This is a genomic window from Streptomyces sp. DvalAA-14 (assembly GCF_900091855.1).
Classification (GTDB): Bacteria; Actinomycetota; Actinomycetes; order Streptomycetales; family Streptomycetaceae; genus Actinacidiphila.
Map to the genome: position 1 here is coordinate 61,698 of NZ_FMCH01000221.1, position 18,263 is coordinate 79,960.

The 18,263-nt window shown below is 72.0% G+C and carries 18 protein-coding genes; 12 read left to right on the plus strand and 6 right to left on the minus strand.

Annotated features, from left to right (window positions below; genetic code table 11):
* Positions 1-22 precede the first annotated feature (22 nt).
* The 9 genes from GA0115240_RS11445 to GA0115240_RS11485 all read left to right on the plus strand — a co-directional run bounded on the left by GA0115240_RS11445 (position 23) and on the right by GA0115240_RS11485 (position 8,996).
* Positions 23-1,135 carry an SRPBCC domain-containing protein gene (locus GA0115240_RS11445; protein WP_093736564.1) on the plus strand — a complete coding sequence of 371 codons (1,113 nt, stop codon included), beginning with the start codon at positions 23-25 and terminating at the stop codon, positions 1,133-1,135.
* A 19-nt stretch (positions 1,136-1,154) separates the two neighbouring features.
* Complete coding sequence (locus tag GA0115240_RS11450) at positions 1,155-1,952, plus strand: aldose epimerase family protein (protein ID WP_093736565.1); 798 nt, start codon at positions 1,155-1,157, stop codon at positions 1,950-1,952.
* 98 nt (positions 1,953-2,050) lie between these two features.
* Positions 2,051-2,593, plus strand: a complete 543-nt coding sequence (gene pyrE / locus GA0115240_RS11455; RefSeq protein WP_093736566.1) for an orotate phosphoribosyltransferase — start codon at positions 2,051-2,053, stop codon at positions 2,591-2,593.
* A 244-nt stretch (positions 2,594-2,837) separates the two neighbouring features.
* Positions 2,838-3,860, plus strand: a complete 1,023-nt coding sequence (gene fbaA / locus GA0115240_RS11460; RefSeq protein ID WP_093736567.1) for a class II fructose-bisphosphate aldolase — start codon at positions 2,838-2,840, stop codon at positions 3,858-3,860.
* A gap of 227 nt (positions 3,861-4,087) precedes the next feature.
* On the plus strand, positions 4,088-4,501 hold the full coding sequence (locus GA0115240_RS11465) for a DUF3151 domain-containing protein (protein WP_093736568.1): 414 nt from the start codon (positions 4,088-4,090) through the stop codon (positions 4,499-4,501).
* A 401-nt stretch (positions 4,502-4,902) separates the two neighbouring features.
* The gene (locus GA0115240_RS11470) at positions 4,903-5,709 is read left to right on the plus strand and encodes a DUF3152 domain-containing protein (RefSeq protein ID WP_093736569.1); all 807 of its coding nucleotides are present in this window, start codon (positions 4,903-4,905) and stop codon (positions 5,707-5,709) included.
* Between the two features lie 172 nt (positions 5,710-5,881).
* Entirely contained in the window at positions 5,882-6,718 is an 837-nt protein-coding gene (locus GA0115240_RS11475; protein WP_093736570.1) for a tryptophan 2,3-dioxygenase family protein, read from the plus strand.
* Positions 6,711-8,021: a kynureninase gene (gene kynU, locus GA0115240_RS11480; protein WP_093736571.1), complete on the plus strand. Its 1,311-nt coding sequence runs from the start codon at positions 6,711-6,713 to the stop codon at positions 8,019-8,021. Before GA0115240_RS11475 ends, kynU begins: the two co-directional genes overlap by 8 nt.
* A gap of 3 nt (positions 8,022-8,024) precedes the next feature.
* Positions 8,025-8,996, plus strand: a complete 972-nt coding sequence (locus GA0115240_RS11485) for an alpha/beta hydrolase family protein (RefSeq protein WP_093736572.1) — start codon at positions 8,025-8,027, stop codon at positions 8,994-8,996.
* Between the two features lie 223 nt (positions 8,997-9,219).
* Here GA0115240_RS11485 and GA0115240_RS11490 read toward each other — a convergent pair whose 3' ends face one another.
* Positions 9,220-9,894 (minus strand): Crp/Fnr family transcriptional regulator, encoded by a 675-nt coding sequence (locus tag GA0115240_RS11490; protein WP_093736573.1) that lies wholly within the window; start codon positions 9,892-9,894, stop codon positions 9,220-9,222.
* Between the two features lie 196 nt (positions 9,895-10,090).
* Between GA0115240_RS11490 and nth the strand changes: the two genes are divergently transcribed.
* The 3 genes from nth to GA0115240_RS11505 all read left to right on the plus strand — a co-directional run bounded on the left by nth (position 10,091) and on the right by GA0115240_RS11505 (position 12,892).
* Positions 10,091-10,933 (plus strand): endonuclease III, encoded by an 843-nt coding sequence (gene nth / locus GA0115240_RS11495; protein WP_093736574.1) that lies wholly within the window; start codon positions 10,091-10,093, stop codon positions 10,931-10,933.
* The gene (locus GA0115240_RS11500) at positions 10,930-11,613 is read left to right on the plus strand and encodes an NUDIX hydrolase (RefSeq protein WP_093736575.1); all 684 of its coding nucleotides are present in this window, start codon (positions 10,930-10,932) and stop codon (positions 11,611-11,613) included. Before nth ends, GA0115240_RS11500 begins: the two co-directional genes overlap by 4 nt.
* Positions 11,614-11,692: 79 nt before the next feature.
* The gene (locus GA0115240_RS11505) at positions 11,693-12,892 is read left to right on the plus strand and encodes a MarP family serine protease (protein WP_093736576.1); all 1,200 of its coding nucleotides are present in this window, start codon (positions 11,693-11,695) and stop codon (positions 12,890-12,892) included.
* A gap of 90 nt (positions 12,893-12,982) precedes the next feature.
* Here GA0115240_RS11505 and GA0115240_RS38015 read toward each other — a convergent pair whose 3' ends face one another.
* The 5 genes from GA0115240_RS38015 to acs form a co-directional block, all read right to left on the minus strand.
* Positions 12,983-13,165 carry a hypothetical protein gene (locus GA0115240_RS38015; RefSeq protein WP_093736577.1) on the minus strand — a complete coding sequence of 61 codons (183 nt, stop codon included), beginning with the start codon at positions 13,163-13,165 and terminating at the stop codon, positions 12,983-12,985.
* 160 nt (positions 13,166-13,325) lie between these two features.
* On the minus strand, positions 13,326-14,282 hold the full coding sequence (locus GA0115240_RS11515; RefSeq protein WP_093736578.1) for an alpha/beta fold hydrolase: 957 nt from the start codon (positions 14,280-14,282) through the stop codon (positions 13,326-13,328).
* A gap of 13 nt (positions 14,283-14,295) precedes the next feature.
* Positions 14,296-14,751, minus strand: coding sequence for a phage holin family protein (locus tag GA0115240_RS11520; RefSeq protein WP_093736579.1), 456 nt, complete (start codon positions 14,749-14,751; stop codon positions 14,296-14,298).
* Between the two features lie 42 nt (positions 14,752-14,793).
* On the minus strand, positions 14,794-16,149 hold the full coding sequence (gene nhaA, locus GA0115240_RS11525; protein WP_093736580.1) for a Na+/H+ antiporter NhaA: 1,356 nt from the start codon (positions 16,147-16,149) through the stop codon (positions 14,794-14,796).
* Between the two features lie 142 nt (positions 16,150-16,291).
* Positions 16,292-18,250 (minus strand): acetate--CoA ligase, encoded by a 1,959-nt coding sequence (gene acs / locus GA0115240_RS11530; protein WP_093736581.1) that lies wholly within the window; start codon positions 18,248-18,250, stop codon positions 16,292-16,294.
* Between the last annotated feature and the right edge of the window lie 13 nt (positions 18,251-18,263).

The window sequence follows — 18,263 nt, forward strand, 5'->3', positions numbered from 1 at the left end:
ACTCCTGGGTAGGCTCCGGCCCATGGAGCACGAGTCCTTCGTTCCGATCCCGCCGGCCCGGCTGACGCGGGCCCTGCGTACGCCCACCGCGGTTGCCGCAAGCCTGCCCGGCTGGCAGCCCGATGGGGGCGACGGGGTGGCGGACGCGAAGGCACCGGTCACCGGACGGCTGCGGCTGCGTATCGGCGGCTCCACGATCACCTACCGGGGCACCGTGGAGGTCACGGGCGACGGCCCGACGTTCACCGTCGTGGCGCAAGGCACGGAAGTACGCGGCAGCGGCACGGTACGCGCGAGCGCTTCGGTGACCGTGCGGGGCACCGAGCGTCCCGAGGCCGGCTCGGCCGTCAGCTGGCAGGGCTCGGCGCGGACGGACGGGCGCCTGGCCGGGTACGAGGCAGCCGTGGTGGAAGCCGCGGTACGCCGCCTGCTCGACCGTTTCGCGGCGGAGTTGGCCGCGCACGCGCCGGAGGACGAGTCGGAGGCTCGCGCGGAAGCCGGAGCGGGGGCCGCGGCAGACGCTGAGGCGGAGGCGGAGGCCGGAGCTGAGGCGGGAACCGACGCCGGGGCGCCGGCGGACGCGGCACAGGACGTGGTGGCGCGCGCGGAGGCCGAGGCGGAAGTAGCAGCGGAAGCGGCAGCCGACGCGGACCTCGCGGCGTGGGCCGAGGACGAAGCGGTGGCGCCAGCGGAAGAGGAAGCGGCGGCGCCGGCCGAGGAGGACGTGGCGGCTGCTCCCGGGGCGGTGCCGGCCGCGCAACCCGCCGGTCAGGCGGAAGACGACGCGGAGGCCGAGGGCGAGGACGAGTCGGATGTCGTCGACGACCTCGGCGGACCTCTGCCCGCCGCGGAGCTCGAGGAATTCGAGCTCGTCGAGGTGGAGGTCGAGGTCCCGGAGAGCGCGGCCGCCCTGGACGACCTCGTGCCGCCCGCCGAAGCCGCGCACGCCCGCCGTACGATGATCGGCCGCAGCGCCGAAGAGGTCGACCACGCGCCGCCGCGCGGACGCTACGCCCCCGTCCCGGCCCCGGACTCCGGTACGGCCACCGCCACCTTGCGCTGGGCGGCCCCCGCGGCGGCGGCTTTGCTCGCATCCGCGGTGGTCGTCGGCCGTGTACTGCGGCGCCGCAAGTGATCGCCGCTAGGCTCCTCCCGTGGAGAACGAGAAGAAGCTGACGGCGGGCGACGCCGAACTGACCTTGCAGCCCGAGCACGGTTGCCGGATCGCCTCGCTGAAGGTGGGCGGGACCGAACTCCTGCGCCAGGGCGAGAAATTCGGCGCCTTCATCATGGTGCCGTGGTGCGGCCGCACCGAGAACGGGGTGTTCCGCAACGGCGGGGTGAGCCACCAGCTCCCCGTCGACGCGCCACCCCACGCGATCCATGGCACCGGCCGCCATTCCGTCTGGCACGAGGCGGCGCCGGCCACCGAGACCACCGCCGCGTACTACTTCGACCTGGCCGACCCCTGGCCGTATCCCGGCCGGGTAACGCACACGATCGAGCTCGCCCCGCACTCGGTGAAGCTGGCGCTCAGCGTGGAGGCGTCCGAGGACTCCTTCCCGGCGCAGGCCGGCTGGCACCCGTGGTGGCTGCGCAACCTCGGGCAGGGCGGTCAGGACGTCGAGTTGGCCTTCAGCGCCGCCTGGCAGGAGGAGCGCGGCGAGAACCATCTGCCGACCGGCAAGCGCATCGACCCCGAGCCGGGGCCGTGGGACGACTGCTTCGGGATGCCCGACGGGGTCGACGTCACGCTCACCTGGCCCGGGGAGATGCGGCTTCAGGTGGAGAGCCCGTCGCAGTGGGCGGTGATCTACACCGAGCAGCCCGAAGCGGTGTGCGTCGAGCCGCAGTCCGGCCCGCCCAACGGCCTCAACACCCTGCCGCGCCTGGTCACCCCCATCGACCCGCTCGAGATCAGCACCACCTGGAGCTGGCACCGGATCGGCTGAGAGCTGGGATCCGCCGCCCGGAGATTCCGGGGTCCGCCGGCGTGCAGCTGTTTTCCCCTGGCCGGGGGCCCCGAGGGCCCTCGGCTAGTCTCGTGGCCATGAGCGACGACGTACGCGCTGCGCTGCTGCGGCACATCAAGGAAAAGGCCGTGGTGCACGGCAAGGTGACCCTCTCGTCGGGCCTGGAAGCCGATTTCTACATCGACCTGCGCCGGATCACCCTGGACGGGGAGGCCGCGCCGCTCGCCGGCCAGATGATGCTGGACCTCACCGCCGACCTCGACTACGACGCGGTCGGCGGACTGACGTTGGGTGCCGACCCGGTGGCCGGTTCGATGCTGCACGCCGCCGCGGCGCGGGGGCAGCGGCTGGACGCGTTCGTGGTCCGCAAGGCCAACAAGGCACACGGCCTGCAGCGCCGTATCGAGGGCACCGAGGTCAAGGGCCGCCGGGTGCTGGTGGTCGAGGACACCTCCACCACCGGCGGCTCCCCGCTGACCGCTGTCGAGGCGGTGCGCGAGGCCGGTGGTGAAGTGGTGGCGGTGGCGGTGATCGTGGACCGCGGGGCGGCGGCGAAGATTACCGAGGCGGGTCTGCCGTATCTCGCCGCCTACTCGCTGGCCGATCTCGACCTCGGCTGACGACCGCGCCGCGTGGATGCCAGGGCGGTGGCGCAGCCCGGACGGCGGACGGCTGTATGCGCCCTGACCTGCTGTTTTACCGATCCTGAGATGTTTCACGTGAAACACTGCGGGAGCCGGGGTATGCCCCTCCCCGACCGAGGTGGTGTATCCGTTCGCGTCTGGGAAGATAAGGGCGACGATGACGTCGCCACGCCAGCCGTACGCCAGCCGTACCACCCGCAGATCATGAGGAGCGGACACGATGCCCATCGCAACCCCCGACGTCTACAACGAGATGCTCGACCGGGCGAAGGCCGGCAAGTTCGCCTACCCAGCCGTCAACGTCACCTCGTCGCAGACCCTGCATGCCGCACTGCGTGGCCTGGCCGAGGCGGAGAGCGATGGCATCATCCAGATCTCCACGGGCGGCGCGGAGTTCCTCGGCGGTCAGTACAACAAGGACATGGTGACCGGTGCGGTCGCGCTCGCCGAGTTCGCGCACATCGTCGCCGAGAAGTACCCGATCACCGTCGCGCTGCACACCGACCACTGCCCGAAGGAGAAGCTGGACGGCTACGTCCGCCCGCTGCTGAAGATCTCCCAGGAGCGAGTGGCCGCCGGCCGCAACCCGCTGTTCCAGTCGCACATGTGGGACGGCTCGGCGGAGACGCTGGACCACAACCTCGAGATCGCCAAGGAGCTGCTGGCCGAGGCGGCCAAGGCCAAGATCATCCTGGAGATGGAGATCACCCCCACCGGCGGTGAGGAGGACGGTATCTCGCACGAGATCAACGACAACCTCTACACCACGGTGGACGACGCGTACCGCACGGTCGAGGCGGTCGGCCTCGGCGAGCACGGCCGCTACCTGCTGGCCGCCTCCTTCGGCAATGTGCACGGCGTCTACAAGCCGGGCAACGTCGTCCTGCGCCCGAGCATCCTCAAGGAGCTCCAGGAGGCGGTGGGCCAGAAGTACGGCAAGCCCCAGCCCTTCAACTTCGTTTTCCACGGCGGCTCCGGCTCCTCGACCGAGGAGATCAACGAGGCGCTGGAGAACGGCGTCGTCAAGATGAACATCGACACCGACCTGCAGTACGCCTTCACCCGGCCGATCGCGGACCACATGTTCCGCAACTACGACGGTGTGCTGAAGGTCGACGGCGAGGTCGGCAACAAGAAGGTCTACGACCCGCGCGTCTGGGGCAAGTCCGCCGAGGCGGGTATGGCCGCGCGTGTCTCCGTCGCCGCCCACGACCTGCGGTCGGCGGGCAACAAGCGCAAGTGACCCGGCGAGGCTGACACCGGCGCCGGACCCGGCCCCGAGGCCCGGGCCGGGTGCCATGGGCCCCGAAGCCGGGGCCGAGCCCCGGCCCGCGGACCAACGGCGCGGACCAACGGCGCCGGTCAAGGATGCGGGTCAAGGGCGCACTATGCGTCAACCTCCTGCGCGGATCGAGGCCCCCGGCATCTGCCGGGGGCCTTCCGTGTACCGGCTCGGGCAGACTGGGGCCCATGGCCATTAACCAGAACCTGCTCGGGGGCCCTGCCCCGACCCATCTGCCCGACGACCCGGAGCCGCGCGAACTGCTGGCCTCCGGCGCCGCGCCCGCCGAGGTCGCCGCCAAGTACCCGTCCTCCTCGCTGGCCTGGGCGCAGCTGGCCGACGACGCCTTCGAAGGCGGCCGCGTCGTGGAGTCCTACGCCTACGCCCGCACCGGCTACCACCGCGGTCTCGACGCCCTGCGCCGCTCGGGCTGGAAGGGCCACGGCCCTGTCCCCTTCGAGCACGAGCCGAACCGCGGCTTCCTGCGCGCCCTGCACGCTCTCGGCCGCGCGGCCCAGGCGATCGGCGAGCAGGACGAGTACGAGCGCTGCTCGGTCTTCCTGCGCGACAGCTCCCCGACCGCGGCGGACACGCTGAGCTGAGCCGCCGGGACCCGGTGGCTGCGCCCCGGCGGCGGACCCGGGACCGGAGCCGGGCGGGCGAATTCGGCCCGGGCCGGGGTGTCCGCCGGGACGAGTCCGGGGTCGGCCGGGGCCGGCCGGGGGCGGGCCGGGCGGATTGAGCTGCGCGGATTCACTCAGCACATGAGCTGGGCGGATGAGCCGGGCGACCCGGGCCAGGGGCCCCTGCCGCAGTCCCGGCGGTGGGGGCCCCGGCTTGTCACCCGTGCGCACGGATATGCGATTGTGAACCCTGCTGCCGATGTGCCGACCGCACGCGAGGCGGCATGCACGGCATGCGCACCGCGCATCGTCACGTCGATACGCAGTTCGCACGAGCGGCCGGAGGCCGGAGCGCGGCTGCGCACCCGCAGGGGGAAGCCATGGCCGCAAGCCGCACCAAGAGCCGCGCCGCGATAGCCGGCCCGCTCGTCATCCTCTGCGTGATAGCCCTGGGCTGCGGCGCCGCCTACGCCTGGCACACCAGTAGAGACAGCGGCGGCTCGTCGGGCGCCATCGCCACCCCGCTCACCGCCACCAGCAGCCCGGTCGGCCGCGCCGCGCCGGATGCCGCCCACCCGGTCAGCAGCCCCCGGGCCACCCCGAGTACCAGGCCCACCGCGGTCCCCAAGTCCGGCACCGGCCGCTTCACCACCGCGCACGCCTCCGGCAAGGCCGCCGGACACGGCGAGGTGCGCCGCTACAAGGTCGAGGTCGAGGGCGGCATCGACCTGTCCGCGACCGACGCGGCCAACGAGATCTCCTCGATCCTCGCCGACCCGCGCGGCTGGACCGCCGACGGGCACGACGCCTTCCGACTGGTGAGCTCCGGGCCGGTGGACTTCGTGATCAAGATCGCCACCCCGGACACGGTCGACGCCATCTGCGGCGCCGCCGGCCTGCAGACCGAGGGCGAGGTCAACTGCGACGTCGGCGCCACCGTCGTGGTCAACCTCAAGCGGTGGGAACTCGGGTCCCCCGAATTCAGCGGACCCATCGACGACTACCGCGCCCTGATCATCAACCACGAGGTCGGCCACCGCATCGGCCACGGCCACGAGGGGTGCCCCGGACCCGGCAAGCTCGCGCCGGTGATGATGCAGCAGATCAAGGGCCTGCACGGCTGCATCGCCAACGCGTGGCCCTACGACCGCCACGGCCACTACCTCAGCGGACCGCCCACCGCCTGAGCCTCCTCGCCGCACCGTCCCGCCGCGCTCCGTCCTGCCGCGCACCGGGGTGTCTCATCGTCTCGCCTGATCGTCTTGCCTGATCGCCTCGTACCGCAGATGATCTCGGCACGGCCCGGTCGCGCCCCCTGACCCCGTAGGGGACTCCCAGGGCCCTGCTTGGAGGCAACCCATGTCCGACGACCCGATCGGCGAGGCGGAGACCCCGAATCTCGCGTTCGAGGGCTCGACCCCCTACGAGGACTACGTGCAGGCGTCCGTCCTCACCCACATGCAGCACCCCCTGTCCGACGAACCCGGTGAGATGGCGTTCCTGGTCACCACCCAGGTCATGGAGCTGTGGTTCACCCTGCTCGTCCACGAGTGGAGCACCGCCGCCACCGCCCTGGGCGGAGACGACCTGCCCACCGCCATGGCCGCGCTGCGGCGCAGCCTGCCGGAACTCGAATCGCTCAACGCCTCCTGGAAACCGATCGCTCACCTCACCCCCGCCCAGTTCAACGCCTACCGTTCCGCCCTCGGTGACGGCTCCGGCTTCCAGTCCGCGATGTACCGGCGGCTGGAATTCCTGCTCGGCGACAAATCCGCGTCCATGCTCGTGCCGCACCGCGGCACCCCCAGCGCCCACGCCGAACTGGAGAAGGCGCTGACCGAGCCGAGCCTCTACGACGAGGTGCTGCGACTGCTGGCCCGCCGCGGCTACCCGGTGCCCGCCGAAGTGCTCGACCGCGACCCCACGCTCCGCTACGAGCCCCACCCCGAGGTCGAGGCCGTCTGGCAGCGCGTCTACGCCGCCGACGACCAGGACTCCGAACTGATCCGGCTCGGCGAAGCCCTTACCGACGTCGCCGAACTCGTCTGGCGCTGGCGCAATGACCACCTCGTGGCGACCCGCCGCGCGATGGGCGCGAAGGCCGGCACCGGCGGTTCCGCGGGGGTGGCCTGGCTGGAGAAACGCACGACCAAGAATGTCTTCCCCGAACTGTGGACGGCCCGCAGCCATGTCTGAACCGAGCACCTACGACCGCCCGGGCGTCTCCGCACCGACCCCGGCCGTTGCCCCGGACGGCGGTCCCGCCGCGGAGCGGGAAGCCGCGCCGGGCTCCCGGCCCGCATCGGACGAGGCGCTGGCCGCGCGGGCCGCCGAGCTGGACGGCGCCGACCCGCTGGCCCCCGTCCGGGACCGCTTCACCCTCGATGACACGGTCTATCTCGACGGCAATTCGCTCGGCGCCCTGCCCGCCGCTGTCCTGCCACGGCTCACCGAGGTGGTCAGCCGGGAGTGGGGTGAGCTGCGCATCCGCTCCTGGGAGGAGAGCGGCTGGTGGACGGCCCCGGAGCGGATCGGCGACCGGATCGCCCCCCTGGTCGGCGCCGCGGCCGGCCAAGTCGTGGTGGGCGACTCCACCAGTGTGAATGTCTTCAAGGCGCTGGTCGCCGCGGTCCGGATGGCGCCCGAGGCGCGTGACGAGATCCTGGTGGACGCCGCCACCTTCCCCACCGACGGCTACATCGCGCAGTCCGCCGCCCGCCTCACCGGCCGCACCGTACGGGCCGTGTCCGCCGCGGAGATCGCCACCGAGGCCGGGGCCCGTACGGCTGTCGCCCTCGTCAACCATGTCGACTACCGCACCGGGCGGCTGCACGACCTGCGCGGCATCACCGCGGCCCTGCACGGCGCGGGCGCGCTGGCTGTATGGGATCTGTGTCACAGCGCCGGGGCGCTGCCCGTCTCGCTGGACGCGGACGAGGTGGACCTCGCGGTCGGCTGCACGTACAAGTACCTCAACGGCGGGCCCGGCGCGCCCGCCTACCTCTACGTACGCCGGGAGCACCAGGCGCGCTTCGACTCGCCGCTGCCCGGCTGGAACTCGCACGCCGACCCCTTCGGCATGGCGCCCGGCTACGAACCGGCGGACGGCGCCCCGCGCGGACGGGTGGGCACGCCGGAGATCTTGTCGCTGCTCGCCCTCGACGCGGCGCTCGACGTCTGGGACGGGGTGGCCGTGTCCGACGTCCGGGACAAGAGCATCGGCCTGACCGACTTCTTCTTGCGGTGCGTGAGCCCGCTGGTGGACACCGGGCGGGTGCAGGTCGTCACCCCGCTCGCGCATACCGAACGCGGCAGCCAGGTGTCGCTGCGCTGCGCCGGCGCCGGCGACGTGATGCGCGAGCTGACCGCCCGGGGGGTGGTGGGCGACTACCGCAGGCCCGATGTGCTGCGCTTCGGCTTCACCCCGCTCTACACCCGCTACACCGACGCGTTGCGCGCCGCGAGCACGCTGGCCGCCGTACTGGAAGGAACCGCTTAACCGATGACCGCAGCCGACGCCCGCACGTCCCCTCCCGGCCTCGCTGATCCCGTTGACCAGGCGGCGGCCGAGGAGGCGTCGGCCTTCGGCCACCCGCCGGTGCCGCCGGACGCCACCGCGGCCTACGGCGGCCACCCCGACCAGGTGATCGACTTCTACCGGCCGCGCACCCCGAGCGCCCGCCCCGCCCCCCTCGTCGCGCTCCTGCACGGCGGCGCCTGGCGGTCCGCCTACGACCGGGTCCACATCTCGCCGCTGGCCGCCCACCTGGCCGCCCATGGCTTCGCGGTGGCCTCGCTGGAGTACCGCCGCGGCGGCCCGGTGAACGACCCGCAGCAGCCGCCCCAGCACCCCGCGGTGACACCTCCCGACCGGACCGAGGCCGCAGGCGGCGCCCCGCTCCGGCCCGCCGGCCGCTGGCCGGAAACCTTCGACGACGTGGCCGCGGCCCTCGACGCCCTGCCCGGGCTGGCCCTGCGGGCGCTCGGCGACGACACCGTGGATCCGCAGCGCACCCTGCTCAGCGGGCACAGCGCGGGCGGTCATCTCGCGCTGTGGGCCGCCGCACGCCATGTGCTGCCCCCCGATTCCCCTTGGCACCTCTCCACACCTCCCCCGTTGCGTGGCGTCGTGGCTCTCGCCCCGGTCGCCGACTTGGCCTCGGCGATCCGGCTGCGCGTCTGCTCCGGCGCGGTCGTCGATCTGCTGGGTGGCCCCGACCACCTCACCGACCGCATACCGCTTGCCGACCCGGCCGCGCTGCTCCCCACCGGAATCGCTACAACCATCGTGCACGGCACCACTGACAATGTGGTTCCGCCGCAGGTCAGCGAGGCTTTTGCCCGCGCTGCGGCCGCGGCCGGCGAGGGGCCGGTGGTGGCCTGGCTCGCGGAGACCGGCCACTTCCCGCTGATCGACCCGGCCAGTCCGGCGGTCATGGCTCTCATCGATGAGATAGGCCAACTCGTCTGGTGATCGTCCGCTGACCGGCCGACCGACTGACCGGCGGACCGGCTGACCGGCGGACCGGCTGACCGGCCGATCGGCCGATCGGCCGGCTGACCCGGCCCGGCCGTACCGCCGGCACGCCGCGCGTGCCCGGCGCGCCCGCCCGTTCGGTCCCCGGAACGCGAAAGAGCCCCCTGCCGGGGGCAGAGGGCTCCTTCGCGAGTGTCGTCGAGCGGCGAACCGCGCGGGCTCAGCGGCTGCGCTTCGCCAGCCGTTCCACGTCCAGCAGGATCACCGCGCGGGCCTCCAGGCGCAGCCAGCCGCGCCCGGCGAAGTCGGCCAGTGCCTTGTTGACCGTCTCGCGGGACGCTCCCACGAGCTGGGCCAGCTCCTCCTGCGTGAGGTCGTGGACGACGTGGATGCCCTCCTCGGACTGGACGCCGAAGCGGCGCGACAGGTCGAGCAGCGCCTTGGCGACGCGGCCGGGCACGTCGGAGAAGACCAGGTCGGACATGACGTCGTTGGTGCGGCGCAGGCGGCGCGCGACCGCCCGGAGCAGCGCGGTGGAGACCTCGGGCCGTACGTTCAGCCAGGGCTGCAGGTCGCCGTGGCCCAGGCCGAGCAGCTTGACCTCGGTCAGCGCGGTCGCGGTGGCGGTGCGGGGCCCGGGGTCGAAGAGGGACAGCTCGCCGATGAGCTCACCGGGGCCGACCACGGCCAGCATGTTCTCCCGGCCGTCGGGCGAGGTGCGGTGCAGCTTCACCTTGCCGTCGGTCACCACGTACAGCCGGTCCCCGGGGTCACCCTCGTGGAACAGTGAATCACCACGCGCGAGCGTGATCTCCGTCATGGAGGCGCGCAGTTCAGCGGCCTGCTCGTCGTCGAGCGCCGCGAAAAGCGGGGCGCGGCGCAGAACGTCGTCCACGAGCTCTCTCCTTGTCGACATCGAGGGGATCTCCCCATGATGCATGACGTCTCAAACAGTGCGATCAATCACAAGGATGTCTTATCAGAGCGCACGCGGGTGCCACGGGGGTCCGATCGAGGGTCGGCACCCGGTGCCCGGAGCCGGTTCGAGGGCGGATGTCGGTGCCGAGGCTTAGGCTGGCCGGGTGTCAGATATGCCGAGCGCACCGAAGAAACGGACGGCCAAGGCGGCCAAACGAGTGGTCGCCAAGCCGGATTCAGCCGTGAGCGAACAAGCCCCTGCGCCGGCTCTGGTGCGGCGCGCCCGCCGGATCAACCGGGAGCTCGCCGAGGTGTATCCGTACGCCCACCCGGAGCTGGACTTCGAGAACCCCTTCGAGCTGCTGATCGCCACCGTGCTGTCCGCGCAGACCACGGACCTGCGGGTCAATCAGACGACCCCGGCGCTGTTCGCGAAGTTCCCCACACCCGTGGCGATGGCCGCCGCCGACCCCACCGAGATGGAGGAGATCCTCCGTCCCACCGGCTTCTTCCGGGCCAAGGCGAGATCGGTGATGGGCCTGTCGGCGGCACTGCGCGACGAGTTCGGCGGCGAGGTCCCCGGCCGGCTGGAGGACCTGGTCAAGCTGCCCGGCGTCGGCCGCAAGACGGCCAATGTGGTGCTCGGCAATGGATTCGGCGTGCCCGGCATCACCGTCGACACCCATTTCGGCCGGCTCGCCCGCCGCTTCGGCTGGACGACCTCGCAGGACCCGGAGAAGGTCGAGCAGGACGTGGCCCGGCTCTTCCCCAAGTCCGAGTGGACGATGCTGTCGCACCGGGTGGTCTTCCACGGCCGCCGGATGTGCCACTCGCGCAACCCCGCCTGCGGGGTCTGCCCGATCGCCGCGCTGTGCCCGTCCTTCGGCGAGGGCGAGACGGATCCGGAGAAGGCGAAGAAGCTGCTCAAGTACGAGAAGGGCGGCTTCCCCGGGCAGCGGCTCAAGCCGCCGCCGGACTACCCGGGGCAGCCCGCGCCCCCGCTGGTGGCCTCATGACCCAGGCGCAGGGGGCGGGCGCGGCTGGTGTCGAGGTCAGTGCGGCCGGCGTGCCCGGCTGGCTGCGTCCGGTCGTCGCCGCGATGGACGGGATGCGTCCCGAGCAGCTCAGCCGCTTCCTGCCGCCGGCCGACGGCGGCCGCCCCTCAGCCGTTCTGATCCTGTTCGGCCACGGCGATCATGGCCCCGACCTGCTGCTGATGGAGCGCTCGGCGGCGCTGCGCTCCCACGCCGGCCAGCCGTCCTTCCCGGGCGGCGCGCTGGATCCCGGGGACGGCGACCCCGAGGGCGAAGGGCCGCTGCGCGCGGCCCTTCGCGAGGCCGAGGAGGAGACCGGGCTCGACCCGGCGGGCGTGCAGGTCTTCGGCGTGCTGCCGCAGCTCTACATCCCGGTCAGCGGCTTCGTGGTCACCCCGGTACTCGGCTGGTGGCGCTCGCCCAGCCCGGTCGGCGTGGTGGACCCCGCCGAGACCGCGCGGGTCTTCCGGGTGCCCGTGACGGATCTCACCGACCCGGCCAACCGGGCGACACTGATCCATCCCAGCGGCTTCCGCGGCCCGGCCTTCCTGGTCGAGGACGCCCTGGTCTGGGGCTTCACCGCGGGCCTGATCGACAAGATCCTGCACTTCGCGGGCTGGGAGCGGCCCTGGGACCGGGACCGTACGGTGCCGCTGGGCTGAGTCCCGAGCCCCGGCCGCCGGCCGGCCGGTCGGGCGGTACAGTGCCGCGCCCATAGTCCGCCGTGAGACGGTGTCCCCCGTGAACGTGCTGGACATCCTGCTCATCCTCGCCGCCGTGTGGTTCGCCGTGGTCGGCTACCGGCAGGGGTTCGTCGTCGGCATCATGTCGGTGACGGGCTTCCTCGGCGGCGGCCTCGCCGCGATCTACCTGCTCCCGGTGATCTGGGACAAGGCGACCGACAGCGCCACACCCGGCTCGGCGGCGGTGGTCTCCGCCGTCGTCATCGTGATCGTGTGCGCGTCGGTGGGGCAGGCCTTCACCACCCACCTGGGCAACAAGCTGCGCGGCCGCATCACCTGGTCACCGGCCCGGGCCCTGGACGCCAGCGGCGGCGCGCTGGTCAACGTGGTGGCGATGCTGCTGGTGGCGTGGCTGATCGGCAGCGCGCTGGCAACCACGACGCTGCCGACGATAGGGCGCCAGGTGCGGTCGTCGAAGGTGCTGCTCGGCGTGTCCCGGGTGGTGCCGGCCCAGGCGGACACCTGGTTCGACAACTTCAGTACGACGCTCGCCCAGAACGGTCTGCCGCAGGTCTTCGGCACCTTCGGCTCCGAACCGATCACCTCGGTGCCCGCGCCCGATCCGGCGCTCGTGCACAGCACGGTCGTCACCGACGCGCGCCGCAGCATCGTCAAGGTGGTCGGCACCGCGCCGAGCTGCGGCAAGGTGCTGGAGGGTTCCGGCTTCGTGTTCGCCAAGGACCGGGTGATGACCAACGCGCACGTCGTCGGCGGCGTCCGTGAGCCGACCGTCCAAGTCGGCGGCAAAGGCCGGCTGCACGACGCCCGGGTGGTGCTCTACGACTGGCAGCGCGACGTCGCCGTGCTGGACGTGCCCGGCCTGGACGCACCCGCGCTCTCCTTCGCCACCAGCGACGCGCGCTCCAAGGACGACGCGATCGTGGCCGGCTTCCCGGAGAACGGCGGCTTCGACGTCCGCGCGGCCCGCGTCCGCGGCCGTATCGAGGCCAGCGGCCCGGACATCTACCACCGCGGCACCGTGCACCGGGACGTCTACTCGCTGTACGCGACCGTCCGCCAGGGCAACTCCGGCGGCCCGCTGCTGACTCCTGACGGCAAGGTGGCCGGTGTCGTCTTCGCCAAGTCCCTCGACGACGCGAACACCGGTTACGCCCTGACCTCGGACGAGGTCAGCCCGGACGCCACCGCGGGTCGTACCGCCGATCAGCAGGTGGACACCCAGGGCTGCGCGTTGTGAGGCGTCGGCGCCCTGCGCGGAGGCGGGAGCGGCTGGGCGTTGCTTGCGGGTGACGCGGCCCCGGGATCGCCGGATCCGGTCGCGGTCGGCTCAGTCGCGGGGGTGCCGCAGCCGGGCACTCACCCAGCGGGCTCTGCGACCGAGGATGCGCGGGATTCCGAGCCTGCTTTCCACCGGCCGGAGTGCGGCCATGGGCGCCGCGCGGTCGACGGTGGCGAAGCTGCTGCTGCGGCGATTGCGTGATACGTCACGGTAGTCGTGCGTCCAACCCATACGAAGCAAGCTGCCCGCACCTTCGGGTCGGTAATCGCCGTTCGGACGACCGATTGGCTTATGCGTCCGGCATTTTTTAACGATCATTCGATAGTCACACCGGGGCCGTGGCGGTGTCGGGCTCGCGTTCCGACCAGGGCATGTCATCTTGGTCCGGAGTTCACCGGTCGGGCTCCGGGTCCTTCAGCCAGTTGATCAGCTCGGCCGAGAACGCCGCCGGGTCCTCCTCGTGCGGAAAGTGCCCCAGCCCGTCGAAGAGCCGCCAGCGATACGGCGCCTCCACGTACTCCCCGCTGCCGGCCACACTCCGGGTGCCGATCGCCGGGTCCATCGAGCCGTGCATCTGGAGCGTCGGCACCCGCACCGGGCGCTTCATCCGCCGGTTGAACTGGATGCCGTCCGGTCGGGCCATCGAGCGCACCATCCAGCGGTACGGCTCGACCGCGCAGTGCGCCGTGGAAGGGATCTGCATCGCCCGGCGGTAGACGTCCACCGCCTCCTGCTCCGGCAGCCGCGGTCCCGACCAGTCCTGGATCAGCTTGCCGACCAGCGCGGAATTGTCGGCGACGAGCTGACGCTCCGCCAGCCACGGCCGCTGGAAGCCCCAGATGTACGCCCCGGACCCGCTGCGCCGCAGATCGGTGAGCATCGCCGAACGCCAGCGGCGCGGGTGCGGCATGGACGAGACGGCCAGCCGCCGTACCAGCTTGGGCCGCATGGCCGCGGCCGTCCAGGCCAGATAGCCGCCGAGATCATGCCCGACGAGAGCGGCGTCCGGCTCGCCGAGCGACCGGATCACCCCGGTGACGTCGAGGGCGAGATTGCCCGGGTCGTAGCCGCGCGGCGTACGGTCGCTGCCGCCCACCCCGCGCAGGTCCATCGCCACCGCGCGAAATCCCGCCTCGGCGAGCGCCGGCAGCTGGTGCCGCCACGTCCACCAGAACTGCGGGAAGCCGTGCAGCAGCAGCACCAAGGGGCCGTCGCCCATTTCGGCGATGTGGAAGCGGGCGCCGTTGGCGGCCACGTCCCGGTGCGTCCACGGCCCTTCGACGCGCGGGAAGGGCGCACTGGGATGGGAGGGGGCGAACGGTCCGTACGGCCGGGCGGCGGCATTCATGCCCCAGAGCGTGTCACATCCTGGCGTCGATCGCCTTTGTCTCCGCGCTCTCCAGCGGGCGCGGATGCGGCTTGGCCTTCTGCAGGACCGCCGCGGTCTCCTTGGCCGACGAGATCGAGAGCTCCGGCTTCTTCACCTTCTTGAACCGGCCGACCGCCAGCAGGCCGAGCAGCCCCGCCAGCACGAAGAACGCGCCGCACACGATGCCGAAGCACGCGTCGAGCGGCAGCGTCGTCCTGTGCAGCACATAGGCGAGGGCCATGCAGCCCATCGGCACCGCGAAGATCGCCAGCGCCAGAGCCACCACGAGCGCGCCACTACCGATCGCGGCACGCCGGGCGTCCTGCCGCAGCTCGGCCTTGGCCAGGGCGATCTCGTCATGCACCAGGGCGGACATCTCCGCCGTGGCGGCGGCGAACAACTGCCCGATGCTGCGCCCGTCGCCGTTGTGCTCTGGGGCTGGGCTCATCGCGTCCTCCGTCGTCGATACGGTTCGTCCCCCGATCATGCCCTACGGCTCCGGCTCCTCGCCGTCGTCTCCGGCCAGTTGGGCGAGCCCGCGGTGCTCGGCGGTTCCGGCCGCGGTGTCGTCCTCGCTGCGGTTTCCGTTTCCGTTCCCGTCCCGGTTCTCCTCCTCGGCCAGGGTGCGGTAGCGGTTGTTGCGCAGCCTGAGCAGGATCGCGGCCAGCAGCGCGGAGATCAGGGAGCCGGTCAGGACGGCGGCCTTGGTCCCGGTGACGAGCAGCGGGTCGTCGGTGAAGGCGAGTTCCCCGATGAGCAGGGAGACGGTGAAACCGAGGCCGGCCAGTGTCGCCACCGCCAGCACGTCCGGCCAGCGCAGCTCCGGGCTGAGCCGGGCACGGGTGAAGCGGGCCGCCAGCCAGGTGCCGCCGAACACCCCGACGGTCTTGCCGACCACCAGGCCCAGCACCACACCGAGCGTCTCGGGCTGCTCGAAAACATGGGAGAGCGCGGCGGCGGAGAACGGCACCCCGGCGGAGAACAGCGCGAACAGCGGTACCGCCAGGCCCGCGGACAGCGGCCGCATCAGGTGTTCGATGCGTTCGCCCGGGGAACGCCGCTCACCCTTTCGGGTGGTGCAGCGCAGCATGAGGCCCATGGCGACGCCCGCGATCGTGGCGTGCACACCGCTGTTGAGCATCAGGGCCCAGATCACCAGCGCGAGCGGCAGATATACGTACCAGCCGCGTACCGCCAGACGGAGGAGCAGCCAGAAGATCACGAGGCCGGCGAACGCGCCGAGCAGGGGCCCGTACCGGATCCGGGAGGTGAAGAAGATCGCGATGATCAGGATCGCGAAAAGGTCGTCGACGACCGCGAGGGTGAGCAGGAAGGCGCGTACCGCGGCGGGCAGCGCGGTGCCGATGACAGCGAGCACGGCGAGCGCGAACGCGATGTCGGTGGCGATGGGAACCGCCCAGCCCTTGAGCGAGCCGCCGCCGGCGTGGCTGACCACCGTGTAGACGACGGCCGGTGTCGCCATGCCGCACAGCGCCGCGATGACGGGCAGGGCGGCGGCGGCCGGCTCGCGCAGCTCACCGGCGACCAGTTCGCGTTTGAGTTCGACACCGGCCACGAAGAAGAAGACCGCCAGCAGGCCGTCGGCGGCCCAGTGGGAGACGGACAGCCGCAGGCCGAGGACGGACGGGCCCCAGGGGAAGTCGCTGGCGGCGGCGTAGCTGTGGGGGGCGGTGTTGGCCCAGACGAGGGCGGACACCGCGGCGAGCAGCAGCAGGACGCCGCCGACGGTTTCGGCGCGCAGGGCTTCGGCGACGGTGCTGCGTTCGGGGAAGGGAAGGCGGCCGAGCAGCACGGCGGCGCGGCGGCGCGGGCTGGGCTCGGGCACGGGCGGCCTCCTGGGATCGGGCCCCCAGTGTCGCCGGGATCGAACGGCGAAGGCGCACAGGCGCCCCCGAACAGCCGAGGGGCACCCGGCGGTTACCGGGTGCCCCTCAGGGCTTTCACCGCCTGCGGGTCAGCCGCGCGGCTCAGTCCTCGCTGGGCGCCGACGGCAGTTTCTGCTGGATCAAGTCCATCACCGTGGAGTCGGTGAGGGTGGTGACGTCACCGAGCACCCGGTTTTCGGCGACGTCGCGCAGCAGTCGGCGCATGATCTTGCCGGAGCGGGTCTTGGGCAGCTCGGAGACGGTCAGGATGCGCTTGGGCTTGGCGATCGGGCCCAGGGTCCTGCCGACGTGGTCGCGCAGCTCGACCAGCAGTTCCGCGCTGTCCTCGGCGGTGCCGCGCAGGATGACGAACGCGACGATGGCCTGTCCGGTGGTCGCGTCGGTGGCGCCGACCACGGCGGACTCGGCGACCTTCGGGTGCGAGACCAGTGCGGACTCGACCTCGGTGGTGGAGATGTTGTGGCCGGAGATCAGCATCACGTCGTCCACCCGGCCGAGCAGCCAGATGTCGCCGTCGTCGTCCTTCTTGGCGCCGTCGCCGGCGAAGTAGCGGCCCTCGAAACGCGACCAGTAGGTGTCGATGTAGCGCTGGTCGTCGCCCCAGATGGTGCGGAGCATCGACGGCCACGGCTCGGTGAGCACCAGGTAGCCGCCCGAGCCGTCGGGCACCTCGTTGGCCTCGTCGTCCACCACGGTGGCGCTGATGCCGGGCAGCGGCGTCTGCGCGGAGCCGGGCTTGGCCGCGGTCACGCCGGGCAGCGGGGAGATCATCATGGCGCCGGTCTCGGTCTGCCACCAGGTGTCGACCACCGGGGTGCTTCCGCCGCCGATGTGCTCCCGGTACCACATCCACGCTTCGGGGTTGATCGGCTCACCGACGCTGCCCAGCACCCGCAGACTGCCCAGGTCGAACTTGGCCGGGATGTCGTCCCCCCACTTCATGAAGGTCCGGATCGCGGTGGGCGCGGTGTAGAGGATGGTGACGCCGTACTTCTGCACGATCTCCCACCACCGGCCCTGGTGCGGGGTGTCCGGGGTGCCCTCGTAGATCACCTGGGTAGCGCCGTTGGAGAGCGGGCCGTAGACGATGTACGAGTGGCCGGTGACCCAGCCGATGTCGGCGGTGCACCAGTAGACATCCGTGTCCGGCTTCAGGTCGAAGACGGCATGGTGGGTGTAGCTTGCCTGGGTGAGGTAGCCGCCGGAGGTGTGCAGGATGCCCTTCGGCTTCCCGGTGGTGCCCGAGGTGTAGAGGATGAACAGCGGGTGCTCGGCCTCGAACGCCTCCGGGGTGTGCTCGGTGGACTGCCGACCGGTGATCTCGTGCCACCAGACGTCCCGGCCTTCGGTCCATGCCACGTCCTGGCCGGTGCGGCGCACCACCAGCACGTGCTCGACCTGCGGGGTCCGGGACACCGCGTCGTCGATGGCCGGCTTGAGCGCGGCCGGCTTGCCGCGGCGGTAGCCGCCGTCGGCGGTGATGACGAGCTTCGCGTCGGCGTCCTCGATGCGGGAGGCCACCGCGTCGGCGGAGAAGCCGCCGAAGACCACCGAGTGGGCGGCGCCGATCCGGGCGCAGGCCAGCATCGCCACGACCGCCTCGGGGATCATCGGCAGATAGACCGCCACCCGGTCGCCCTTGACGACGCCCAACTCGGCCAGGGCGTTGGCGGCCCGGGACACCTCGTCCTTCAGCTCCGCGTACGTGATGGCGCGGGTGTCGCCCGGCTCACCCTCGAAGTGGATCGCGACCCGGTCGCCGTGGCCGGCTTCGACATGGCGGTCCACGCAGTTGTACGCGACATTGAGCTTTCCGTCGGCGAACCACTTGGCGAACGGCGGGTTTGACCAGTCCAGCGTCTCCGTGGGCTCGACCGCCCAGCTGAGGCGGCGGGCCTGCTCGGCCCAGAAGCCCAAACGGTCGGCCTTGGCCTGTTCGTACGCCGCCGCCGTGACGTTGGCCGCGGCGGCCAGTTCGGCCGGGGGAGCGAAACGCCGCTCCTCCTTCAGCAGGTTGGCCAGGCTCTCGTTGCTGCTCACGCCAGCTCCTTGT